General features: G+C 72.3%; 10 protein-coding genes and 1 pseudogene. All 11 read left to right on the plus strand.

The window, feature by feature from the left end:
• Window positions 1–1,005, plus strand: a 1,005-nt coding sequence (locus ACFYYJ_RS41260) for a vitamin B12 dependent-methionine synthase activation domain-containing protein (protein ID WP_389140117.1), incomplete at its 5' end; no start/stop codon positions are given.
• Between the two features lie 26 nt (window positions 1,006–1,031).
• Window positions 1,032–2,006, plus strand: a complete 975-nt coding sequence (gene metF, locus ACFYYJ_RS41265; RefSeq protein WP_385134302.1) for a methylenetetrahydrofolate reductase [NAD(P)H] — start codon at window positions 1,032–1,034, stop codon at window positions 2,004–2,006.
• Window positions 2,007–2,041: 35 nt separating this feature from the next.
• Window positions 2,042–3,475, plus strand: a complete 1,434-nt coding sequence (gene ahcY, locus ACFYYJ_RS41270; RefSeq protein WP_389140122.1) for an adenosylhomocysteinase — start codon at window positions 2,042–2,044, stop codon at window positions 3,473–3,475.
• A 166-nt stretch (window positions 3,476–3,641) separates the two neighbouring features.
• Entirely contained in the window at window positions 3,642–5,147 is a 1,506-nt protein-coding gene (locus ACFYYJ_RS41275; RefSeq protein ID WP_389140129.1) for an acyl-CoA carboxylase subunit beta, read from the plus strand.
• 22 nt (window positions 5,148–5,169) lie between these two features.
• Window positions 5,170–5,370: an acyl-CoA carboxylase epsilon subunit gene (locus tag ACFYYJ_RS41280; RefSeq protein WP_385134028.1), complete on the plus strand. Its 201-nt coding sequence runs from the start codon at window positions 5,170–5,172 to the stop codon at window positions 5,368–5,370.
• Window positions 5,367–6,287: an MBL fold metallo-hydrolase gene (locus ACFYYJ_RS41285; RefSeq protein ID WP_385134025.1), complete on the plus strand. Its 921-nt coding sequence runs from the start codon at window positions 5,367–5,369 to the stop codon at window positions 6,285–6,287. Before ACFYYJ_RS41280 ends, ACFYYJ_RS41285 begins: the two co-directional genes overlap by 4 nt.
• Window positions 6,288–6,518: 231 nt before the next feature.
• Window positions 6,519–7,313: a thioesterase II family protein gene (locus ACFYYJ_RS41290; RefSeq protein WP_385134022.1), complete on the plus strand. Its 795-nt coding sequence runs from the start codon at window positions 6,519–6,521 to the stop codon at window positions 7,311–7,313.
• Window positions 7,314–7,317: 4 nt separating this feature from the next.
• Window positions 7,318–8,151, plus strand: coding sequence for a metallophosphoesterase family protein (locus ACFYYJ_RS41295; protein ID WP_385134019.1), 834 nt, complete (start codon window positions 7,318–7,320; stop codon window positions 8,149–8,151).
• A 132-nt stretch (window positions 8,152–8,283) separates the two neighbouring features.
• Window positions 8,284–8,499: pseudogene (locus ACFYYJ_RS41300) on the plus strand (ATP-binding protein); the annotation flags it as partial.
• A gap of 2,151 nt (window positions 8,500–10,650) precedes the next feature.
• The gene (locus tag ACFYYJ_RS41305; protein WP_389140132.1) at window positions 10,651–10,860 is read left to right on the plus strand and encodes a helix-turn-helix transcriptional regulator; all 210 of its coding nucleotides are present in this window, start codon (window positions 10,651–10,653) and stop codon (window positions 10,858–10,860) included.
• 104 nt (window positions 10,861–10,964) lie between these two features.
• Window positions 10,965–11,083 (plus strand): beta-ketoacyl synthase N-terminal-like domain-containing protein (locus tag ACFYYJ_RS41310; protein ID WP_389140135.1); only part of this gene is annotated, 119 nt, incomplete at its 3' end.

An 11,083-nucleotide genomic window follows, 5' to 3' on the forward strand; every position in this document is an offset into this window, starting at 1 on the left:
ACCCGCGCCTACGTCGAACAGGACCTCCACGAGATCTACGAGGGCGAAGTCCGCTACGCCCGCGACGCCTTCGAAGGCCTGCGCCTCATGGACGCGCTGATGGGTGTCAAGCGCGGGGTCCCAGGTGTCGAACTGCCCGCCCTGAAGCAGCGCCGCGTCGCCAAGCGCGACACGGCCGCCCTCCAGGTGGCGGAGCCCGATCCCGGTGGTCGATCGGACGTGGTCGTGGACAATCCGGTGCCCGCACCGCCGTTCTGGGGCACCCGTGTCGTCAAGGGCATCGCGCTCAAGGAGTACGCGTCCTGGCTCGACGAGACCGCCCTCTTCAAGGGGCAGTGGGGTCTGAAGGACGCCGACACCATCGAGTCGGACGGCCGGCCCCGGCTGCGCGGCTGGCTCGACCGGCTGCACACCGACGGACTGCTCGAAGCGGCCGTCGTGCACGGGTACTTCCCCTGCGTCTCCAAGGGCGAGGACCTGATCATCCTCGACGACAACGGCTCCGAGCGGACCCGTTTCACCTTCCCCCGCCAGGGTCGCGGCCGCCGGCTGTGCCTGGCCGACTTCTTCCGCCCGGAGGACTCCGGCGAGACCGACGTCGTCGGCCTCCAGGTCGTCACCGTCGGTTCGAGGATCGGCGAGGAGACGGCCCGGCTCTTCGCCGCCGACGCCTACCGCGAGTACATGGAGCTGCACGGCCTCTCCGTCCAGCTCGCCGAGGCCCTGGCCGAGTACTGGCACGCCCGGGTCCGTACCGAGCTGGGCATCGCCGGATCGGATCCGGCGTCCATGGCAGGCATGTTCCGCACCGAGTACCAGGGCTGCCGCTACTCCCTCGGCTACCCCGCCTGCCCCGACCTGGAGGACAGGGCGAAGATCGCGGACCTCCTCCGGCCGGAGCGGATCGGAGTGCACCTCTCGGAGGAGTTCCAGCTCCACCCCGAGCAGTCCACCGACGCCATCGTCATCCACCACCCCGAAGCCTCGTACTTCAACGCGCGCTGACCCGTACAGAAGAGAAAGGAACGAGCATGGGAGCCGTCCTCACCGAGCAGCCGGCGCTCTCGCCCCCGGCGACCGCGCCCGCGAGCCCGCCCGCGACCCCGTCCACACGCGCGGTCGTACCCGCGGCCCGTCCCGACGTGCGCGAGCTGCTGGCCAGTGGACGGCGCTCGTTCTCCTTCGAGTTCTTCCCGCCGAAGACGGAGGCCGGGGAGCGCACGCTCTGGAAGGCGATCCGGCGCATCGAGGCGCTCTCGCCCTCCTTCGTCTCCGTCACGTACGGCGCGGGGGGTTCCTCCCGCGACCGTACGGTCGAGGTCACCAAGCGGATCGCGGCCGAGACCACGCTGCGCCCGGTGGCCCACCTGACGGCGGTCGGGCACTCGGTCGCCGAGCTGCGGCACATCATCGGCCAGTACGCGGACGCCGGCATCCGGGACGTCCTCGCCCTGCGCGGTGACCCGCCCGGCGACCCGAAGGGGGTGTGGACCCCGCACCCGGACGGTTTCACGCACGCGCACGAACTCGTCAGCCTGATCCGCAGGCTGGGCGACTTCACGGTGGGCGTGGCCGCCTTCCCCGAGCGCCACCCGCGTTCGCCGGGCTGGACCGAGGACATCCGGCACTTCGCCGCCAAGTGCCGGGCGGGCGCCGACTACGCGATCACGCAGATGTTCTTCCAGGTGGAGGACTACCTGCGGCTGCGCGACCGGCTGGCCGCCGTCGGCTGTCTCACGCCGGTGATCCCCGAGATCATGCCCGCCACGGACGTACGGCAGATCAGCCGCTTCTCCGAGCTGAGCGACGCCCACTTCCCCGAACACCTCGCGAGCCGCCTGGAGGCGGTGGCGGGTGACGCGGCCGCCGGCCACGCCATCGGGGTGGAGTACGCGACCGTCATGGCCGAGCGGCTGCTGGCCGAGGGCGCGCCCGGCCTGCACTACATCACCCTCAACCGCTCCACGGCGACCCGAGAGATCCACCAGAACCTGAACGTCAACTGACGCTGCACGCTGCCGCCCACACTCCGGAGTAGTCCATGCCCAGCCAGTCCACCGACACCGCCGCCACCGCCGAGTTCACCGACTACAAGGTCGCCGACCTTTCCCTCGCCGCCTTCGGCCGCAAGGAGATCACCCTGGCCGAGCACGAGATGCCCGGTCTGATGTCGATCCGGCGGGAGTACGCGGCGTCGCAGCCGCTGGCCGGCGCCCGTATCACCGGCTCCCTGCACATGACCGTGCAGACGGCCGTGCTCATCGAGACCCTCGTCGCCCTCGGCGCCGACGTCCGCTGGGTGTCCTGCAACATCTACTCGACGCAGGACCACGCGGCCGCGGCCATAGCCGCCGCCGGCATCCCCGTGTTCGCCTGGAAGGGCGAGACGCTGGAGGAGTACTGGTGGTGCACCGAGCAGGCGCTGACCTGGCCGGGCCACGCGGGCCCGAACATGATCCTCGACGACGGCGGTGACGCCACCCTCCTCGTCCACAAGGGCGTCGAGTTCTCGAAGGCCGGTTCCGTCCCGGACCCGTCCACCGCGGACAATGAGGAGTACGCGCTCGTCCTCGGCCTGCTGCAGAAGAGCACCATCGACTGGGTCACCCTCGCCGACGGCATCCGCGGCGTGACGGAGGAGACCACGACCGGTGTCCACCGCCTGTACGAGATGCACAAGGAAGGCGCCCTGCTCTTCCCGGCGATCAACGTGAACGACGCCGTGACGAAGTCGAAGTTCGACAACAAGTACGGCTGCCGCCACTCCCTGATCGACGGCATCAACCGCGCCACCGACGTCCTCATCGGCGGCAAGACCGCCGTGGTCTTCGGCTACGGCGACGTCGGCAAGGGCAGCGCCGAGTCCCTCCGGGGCCAGGGCGCGCGGGTCATCGTCACCGAGATCGACCCGATCTGCGCGCTGCAGGCCGCGATGGACGGCTACCAGGTCGCCACCCTCGACGACGTCGTCGAGACGGCCGACATCTTCATCACGACCACGGGCAACAAGGACATCATCATGGCCGGCGACATGGCCAAGATGAAGCACCAGGCGATCGTGGGCAACATCGGCCACTTCGACAACGAGATCGACATGGCCGGTCTGGCCAAGGTCGAGGGCATCGTCAAGGACGAGGTCAAGCCGCAGGTCCACACCTGGACGTTCCCCGACGGCAAGGTCCTGATCGTCCTGTCCGAGGGCCGTCTGCTGAACCTGGGCAACGCGACGGGTCACCCGTCCTTCGTGATGTCGAACTCCTTCGCGGACCAGACCCTGGCCCAGATCGAGCTCTTCACCAAGCCGGAGGAGTACCCGACCGACGTCTACGTGCTGCCCAAGCACCTCGACGAGAAGGTCGCCCGCCTCCACCTCGACGCCCTCGGCGTCAAGCTCACCACCCTGCGCCCGGAGCAGGCCTCCTACATCGGCGTCGGCGTCGACGGTCCCTACAAGCCGGACCACTACCGCTACTGACGCGGCTTCCGATCGAAGACCGCCGGCCGCCCCTCCCCGTCCCGACCGGGAGGGGAGGGCGGCCGGCAGAACCTCCCCACCGCCCCGGAGGAATCCCGTGACCATCAGTGAAACAGCCCCACCCCCGATCCAGGACCGTGCCGCGGAACTCGCCGAGATCAAGGCCATGGCCATCGCCGGGCCCGACCCCAAGGCCACCGAACGGCAGCACGCCAAGGGCAAGCTGACGGCGCGGGAGCGCATCGAGGCGCTCCTCGACGAGGGCTCGTTCCAGGAGATCGAGGCCCTGCGCCGGCACCGGGCCACCGGCTTCGGCCTGGAACACAAGAAGCCCTACACCGACGGGGTCGTCACCGGCTGGGGCACCGTCCACGGGCGGACGGTCTTCGTCTACGCTCACGACTTCCGCATCTTCGGCGGCGCCCTCGGCGAGGCCCACGCCCAGAAGATCCACAAGGTGATGGACCTCGCGGTCGCCGCCGGGGCGCCCCTGGTCAGCCTCAACGACGGCGCCGGAGCCCGGATCCAGGAGGGCGTCACCGCCCTCGCCGGCTACGGCGGCATCTTCCAGCGCAACACCAAGGCCTCCGGCGTCATCCCGCAGATCTCCGTGATGCTGGGCCCGTGCGCCGGCGGCGCCGCGTACTCCCCGGCCCTCACCGACTTCGTGTTCATGGTCCGCGAGACCTCGCAGATGTTCATCACCGGCCCCGACGTGGTCCGCGCGGTGACCGGCGAGGAGATCACCCAGAACGGCCTCGGCGGCGCCGACGTGCACGCCTCGGTCTCCGGGGTCGCGGCCTTCGCCTACGACGACGAGCAGAGCTGCCTGGAGGACGTACGGTTCCTGCTGTCGCTGCTGCCCTCCAACAACCGCGAGACCGCACCGCGCGAGGAGACCGGCGACCCGGCCGGCCGGCGCACCGAGGCCCTCGTCAACCTCGTCCCGGCCAACCCGAACCAGTCCTACGACATCCGCAAGGTCGTCGAGGAGATAGCCGACGACGGCGAGTACTTCGAGATCCAGCCGGGCTGGGCGCAGAACGTCGTCGTCGCCCTGGCCCGCTTCGACGGGCACGTCACCGGCATCGTCGCCAACCAGCCCTCCTCGATGGCCGGTGTCCTCGACATCCACGCCAGCGAGAAGGCCGCCCGCTTCGTGCAGTTCTGCGACGCCTTCAGCATCCCGCTGGTGACCCTCGTCGACGTCCCCGGCTTCCTGCCCGGCGTCGACCAGGAGCACAACGGCATCATCCGGCACGGAGCCAAGCTGCTGTACGCGTACTGCAACGCGACCGTCCCGCGGATCCAGCTGATCCTGCGCAAGGCCTACGGCGGCGCGTACATCGTCATGGACTCGCGCTCCATCGGCGCCGACGTCTCCCTGGCCTGGCCCAGCAACGAGATCGCGGTGATGGGCGCCGAGGGCGCCGCCAACGTCATCTTCCGCCGGGAGATCGCCGCGGCCGAGGACCCGGACCTCGAACGGGCGCAGAAGATCAAGGAGTACCAGACCGAGCTGATGCACCCGTACTACGCGGCCGAACGCGGCCTCGTCGACGACGTCATCGACCCGGCCGAGACCCGCTCCGCGCTCATCGGCGCCCTCGCGATGCTGCGCTCCAAGTACGCCGACATGCCGTCCCGCAAACACGGCAACCCGCCGGTGTGACGGACGAGGAGGCAGCGGACCGATGACCACCCCATGGAAGATCACCGGCGGCGCCCCCTCCGCGGAGGAGACCGCCGCCCTCACCGCCGTCCTCACGGCCCTGCTGGCACGACGGACCGCCGCCGCGCCGGCTCCGGCCGCCGGCGGCAGGACCCCCGACAGCGGCTGGCACCGCGCCCACCGCAACCCGCACGCCCCCGCGGGGATGTGGCGCGGCCGGTGAGCGGACATCCCGCAGGTCCCGTACGCGTCACCGAGGTGGCGGAGGGCGTCCACGCCTACGTGCAGCCCGACGGCGGCTGGTGCCTGAACAACGCGGGCGTCCTCACCGACGGGCGCCGCAGCGTGCTGGTCGACACCGCCGCCACCGAGGCCCGCGCCCGGCACCTGCGCCGGGCCGCGCTGCGGCTCGCGCCGCGGCCCCCGCACGCCGTGGTCAACACCCACTTCCACGGCGACCACACCTACGGCAACTTCGTCTTCCCCGAGGCCCTGACCATCGGCCACGAGAAGACCCGCACCCTGGTGGGCGCGGCCGGCACGCACATGGCCGGACTGTGGCCGGACGTCTGCTGGGGCGACATCGAGATCGCCCCGCCCGAACTGACCTACCAGGACCGCATGACCCTCCACGTGGGCGAAGCCGTCCGCGCCGAACTCCTCCACATCGGCCCGGCCGCGCACTCCGTCGACGACACCGTGGTCTGGCTGCCCGAACAGGGCGTGCTGTTCACCGGCGACCTCGCGATGAACGGGGTCACGCCGTTCTGCGTCATGGGCTCCGTCGCGGGCTCCCTGCGGGCCCTCCGGCGGTTGCGCGCCCTGGGCCCGACCACCATCGTCCCCGGTCACGGTCCGGTCGGCGGCCCGGAGATCCTCGACGCCGACGAGGCGTACCTGCGCTGGGTGCAGGGCCTCGCCAAGGAGGGCGCGGCGGCCGGGGTGAGCCCCCTCGAACTCGCGCGGTCCACCGACCTCGGCCCGTACGCGGACCTGCTGGACGCGGAACGCCTGCTCCCCAACCTGCACCGCGGATACGCCGAGGAGCAGGGCCTGCCCGAGGGCACCCCGCTCGACATCGGGGCCCTCTTCGAGGAGATGACCGCCTACCACGGCCGCCCGCCCCGCTGTCTGGCCTAGGGGTTCGGGCCGTGCGGACTGGGGTGTGCGGGGGCGGGCGGGGCAGCCTAGATTCGGTCCCGGAAGCGCGGTACAGGTCATGCCCGACCTCACGGCCCGTCCTCGGAGCCCCCCTCCGAGGACGGGCCGAAGCGCACCGTGCCCGCACAAGTGCCGCTTAACCGCACGCCGCTACCTTGCCTCCCTCGTACTCGACGAGAGACGAGCAACGAGTAAGGAGCACGGAAGGGCATGAGCATCATCGACACCGACAGCGAGCTGTGGGTCCGCCGCTTCCACCCGGCCCCCGAACAGCCGTACCGCCTCGTCTGCCTCCCGCACGCGGGCGGCACGGCGTCCTACTTCTTCCCCTTCTCCCAGGCGCTGGCCGCCCACGCCGACGTACTGGCCATCCAGTACCCCGGCCGCCAGGACCGCCGCCACGAGCCGGCCATCACCGTCACCGAGCAGCTCGTCGACGGCATCCACCGGGCGCTGCGGCCCTGGGCCGACCGTCCGCTCGTGCTCTTCGGGCACAGCATGGGCGCCGTACTCGGCTTCGAACTCGCCCGCCGGATGGAAGCCGAGGGCGAACCGCCCCTCGGCCTGATCGTCTCCGGGCGCCGCGCCCCCCACATGCCGCGCCCCGACAGCGTCCACACCAAGGGCGACGAAGCGCTCCTCGCGGAGATCCGGAAGCTGTCCGGCACCGACCCGGGCGTCCTGGCCGACGAGGAGATCGTGCGCATGGTGCTGCCCGCCATCCGCGCCGACTTCAAGGCCATCGAGACCCACCGCCACCGGCCCACCCCCGGCCAGGACACCGCGCTGAACTGCCCCCTCAGCGTCCTCACCGGCGAATCCGACCCCCGCGTCACCCTGCACGAGGCACTCGAATGGCGCGAGCACACCACCGGCACCTTCACCTTCCGCAGCTTCCCCGGCGGACACTTCTACCTGACCCCCCAGCAGGACGCCGTCACCCGCGCCATCGCCGAGGACCTGGCCGCCCTCGGCCAGGAGCGGCTCCAGACCGTCGCGGGCTGACCCGGTGACCGCCCGCGGCAGGCTGCTCGCCATCAGCGACCTGCACGTCGGGCACCCCGAGAACCGCCGCATCCTCGAAGACCTCCGCCCCGGCAGCGACGACGACTGGCTCATCGTCGCCGGGGACGTCGGCGAGACCGCCGAAGGCGTCGAATGGGCGCTGAGCAAGCTCAGCGCCCGCTTCGCCCGCGTCGTGTGGGTCCCCGGCAACCACGAACTGTGGACCGCGCCGGGAGATCCCCTCACCCTGCGCGGCGAAGCCCGCTACCGGCACCTCGTCGACCTCTGCCGCTCCCTCGGCGTGGTCACGCCCGAGGACCCGTACCCCGTCTGGCAGGGCGACGGCGGGCCCGTTCTCGTCGTACCGCTGTTCCTGCTGTACGACTACACCTTCCGCACCGGCGCCGCCCGCACCAAGGCGGAATCCCTCGCCCAGGCCTACGCCACAGGCGTCGTCTGCACCGACGAGTTCCTGCTGCACCCCGACCCGTACCCCACCCGCGAGGCCTGGTGCCGGGCCCGGGTCGACGCCACCGAACGCCGGCTCGCCGCCTGCGACCCCGCGCTCCCCACCGTCCTGGTCAACCACTTCCCGCTGGTGCGCGAACCCACCCGGATCCTGCGCCACCCCGAGTTCGCCCAGTGGTGCGGCACGCAGCGCACCGCCGACTGGCACCTGCGCTTCCGCGCCGCCGCCGTCGTCTACGGACACCTGCACATCCCGCGCACCACCTGGTACGACGGCGTGCGCTTCGAGGAGGTGTCCGTCGGCTACCCCAGGGAGTGGAGCACCCCCGGCCACCCCAGGAACGTGCCGCGGGTGATCCTCCCCGGCTGACCGGCCCGGTCCCCGACGCTTCGCGCGCAGTTGTGGTCAGGCAACTAGTGGCCATCGCTCAGGGCAAGTGCGTGCCCCGGCCGCTCCCTACGCTGGCGGACAAGTGATGCCACGCAACGGGGGAAACGGCTGATGACGCTCTTGTCCCGGGACAACGAACTCGCCCGGCTGGACGCCGCCCTCGGGGCCGCGGAAGCCGGCGCCACCACCATCGTGCTCGTCGAAGGCGCCCCCGGCTGCGGGAAGTCCGAAGTGCTCCGGACCGCCGCCGACACCGCCCGCGGGCGCGGCGCCACCGTACTGAGCGCCGCCGGAACCCCCGACGAGTCCGTCACCCGCCGACGCATGCTCGACGTCTTCACCGCGGCGGCCGCCGCAGCCGCCGACGGCGACGCCGGCGAACCCGACGGGACCGCCGCGCCGCTCGTCCTCTGCCTCGACGACCTCCAGTACGCCGACGCCGCCTCCCTCGCCGGGCTGACCGGCCTGATCCGGGCCCCGCGCCACACCGGCCTGCTCATCGTGCTCACCGGCCCCCTCGGCGGCCCCGGACCCGGAGCCGACGGCCACGACACCGTCACCGAACTGCTGCGCCACCCCGGCTTCCGCCGGATCCGCCTCGGCCGCCTGGACCGCACCGCGACCGCCGCCCTGCTGCGCGAACACCACCAGGGCGCGCCCCGCGGCGAGTCCGCCGACCGCCTCTACGCCGCCACCGGAGGCAACCCGCTGCTGCTCAGGGCCCTGCTCTCCGAATACGACACCGACCGGCCCGAACCCGGCGGCCCGTTCGCGGGCGCCGTCCGGGCCTGCCTCCAGCGTTGCGAGACCCCCTCCCGGGAGCTCGCCCGCGCCCTGGCCGCCCTCGGCCCCCACGCCGACCTCGACCGCGCCGCCGACACCGTCGGCGCCACCCCCGCCGAAGCCGGCCGCTCCCTCGCCGCGCTCGCCGAGACCGGACTCACCGACGGGCCGGCCCTGCGCCACCCCGCCGTGGCCGCCGCCGTACTGGAGACCCTCGAACCCGCCGAACGCGCCGACCTGTACGACCGTACGGCCAGGGTCTTGTACGCCGACCGGGCCGACGCCGAGACCGTCGCCTCGTACCTGCGCGCCGGCGGCACCGCCCGGGGCGACTGGGCCGTCCGCACCCTGTGCGAAGCCGCCCAGCAGGCCCTCGCCGCCGACGAGGCCGAACGCGCCGCGGCCTGCCTCCAGCTCGCCCACACCGGCACCGAGGACGAACCGACCCGCTGGCGGATCGGCCTGCAACTCGCCGCCCTCACCTGGCGCCTCACCCCCGCCGCCGCCGAACAGCACCTCGACGCCCCGCTCGCCGCCCTGCGCGCCGGACTCCCCGGCGCCCCCTCGGGCTCCCTGGCCCGACTGCTCGTCGCCCAGGGGCGGGTGGCGGAGGCGACGGACGTACTGCGGCTCGCGCCCTCCGGCGCCACCGCCCTGCGCGACCTCTTCGCCGTCCCGCCCGCCCCCGACAGCGACGAAGCCGTCCTCTGCGCCGCACTGTGGACCCACCCCGGCGGCCCCCGCGACCCGGCCACCGCCGAACGGCTGCTGGGCGGCACCCCGCTGGCCCACGACACCTTCGAACCGCTGGTCCAGGCCGTACGGATCCTGCTGCACACCGGCCACCCGCGCCGGGCCGCCGCCTGGTGCGAGGAACTGCACACCGAGGCCGAGCACCGGCGGGCCCCCGGCTGGCAGGCCATGTTCGGGTCGCTGCGCGCCGAAGCCCTCGTCCACCTCGGCGATCTCCCCGGCGCCGAACGCGCGGCCACCGCGGCCGTCGCGGCGGTCGCGGGCCGTGGCGGCCTGTTCATGTACCGCCCGGTCGCCGTCCTCGTCGCCGCGCTCACCGCCATGGGCCGCTACGACGACGCCGCCCGGCGCCTGCCCCTGCCCCTCCCCGACCAACTGCCCGGCACCGTCCACGCCCTGCCGTACCTGCACGCACGCGGCCGCTACTACCTCGCCACCCACCGCGCCCAGGCCGCCCTCAGCGAGTTCCTCGACGTGGGCCGGCTGGCGGGCCGCTGGGGCCTGGACGGCCCGGACGGCCTGCCCTGGCGGGTCGACGCGGCCGAAGCCCTGCTCCGCCTGCGCCGCCCGCGCGAGGCACGCGTGCTCACCGCGGCCCAGCTCGCCGTACCGGGCATCGGCGCCCGCACCCGAGGCATGGCCCTGCGCCTGCACGCCGCCACCGAGGAGTCCCACCGCAGGCCCGACCTCCTCTCCCGGGCCGTCGCCGACCTGCGCGGCTGCGGCGACCGCCTGGAACTGGCCAAGGCCGTCGCCGACTTCGGCCGCAGCCTCCAGGCCCTCGGCGAGGGACCCCGGGCGGGATCCGTCATCCGGCGCGCCTGGAGACTGGCCGACGAATGCGGAGCGACCCCGCTGTGCCGGGAGATCCTGCCGGGCCACCAACGGGCCGACGTGAGCGCCGAAACGGAACGCCAGGCGACGGCCGACCCGGAGCCCGACGTGGCCGTCCTCAGCCAGTCCGAACGCCGCGTCGCCTCGCTGGCCTCCGCCGGATACACGAACCGGGAGATAGCGGCCAAGCTCTTCGTCACGATGAGCACCATCGAACAGCACCTCACACGCATCTACCGGAAGCTCAACATTTCCCGCCGGCAGGACCTGCCGATCGACCTTCAGCTCGACATTCTCGAGCACGTCGGAGTCCAGTGAGCGCGCAAGACGGGCTTTAGCCGAAGTTGTGACGATCGGTTTGGACCCCTGCGGTGTGACCTGGTGACGAAGTGGAGACACGCATCATGAATCCGGACTTTGGCATGCCGAAAAACGGCCCCACTGCCGCCATTGCCGTTGTCGGTATGTCGTGCCGTTTTCCGGGTGCCGAGGGTGGTCCGGGGGCGTTTTGGGATCTGCTGGTGGCGGGTCGTGATGCGGT

The organism is Streptomyces sp. NPDC002467 (assembly GCF_042889825.1).
Taxonomy (GTDB): Bacteria; Actinomycetota; Actinomycetes; order Streptomycetales; family Streptomycetaceae; genus Streptomyces.

What these genes read in the sequence shown, in the direction of transcription:
- ahcY (WP_389140122.1), top strand. Translation starts at nt 2,042, where the DNA reads ATGCCCAGCCAGTCCACCGACACCGCCGCCACCGCCGAGTTCACCGAC.
- ACFYYJ_RS41280 (WP_385134028.1), top strand. Translation starts at nt 5,170, where the DNA reads ATGACCACCCCATGGAAGATCACCGGCGGCGCCCCCTCCGCGGAGGAG.
- ACFYYJ_RS41290 (WP_385134022.1), top strand. Translation starts at nt 6,519, where the DNA reads ATGAGCATCATCGACACCGACAGCGAGCTGTGGGTCCGCCGCTTCCAC.
- ACFYYJ_RS41275 (WP_389140129.1), top strand. Translation starts at nt 3,642, where the DNA reads ATGGCCATCGCCGGGCCCGACCCCAAGGCCACCGAACGGCAGCACGCC.
- metF (WP_385134302.1), top strand. Translation starts at nt 1,032, where the DNA reads ATGGGAGCCGTCCTCACCGAGCAGCCGGCGCTCTCGCCCCCGGCGACC.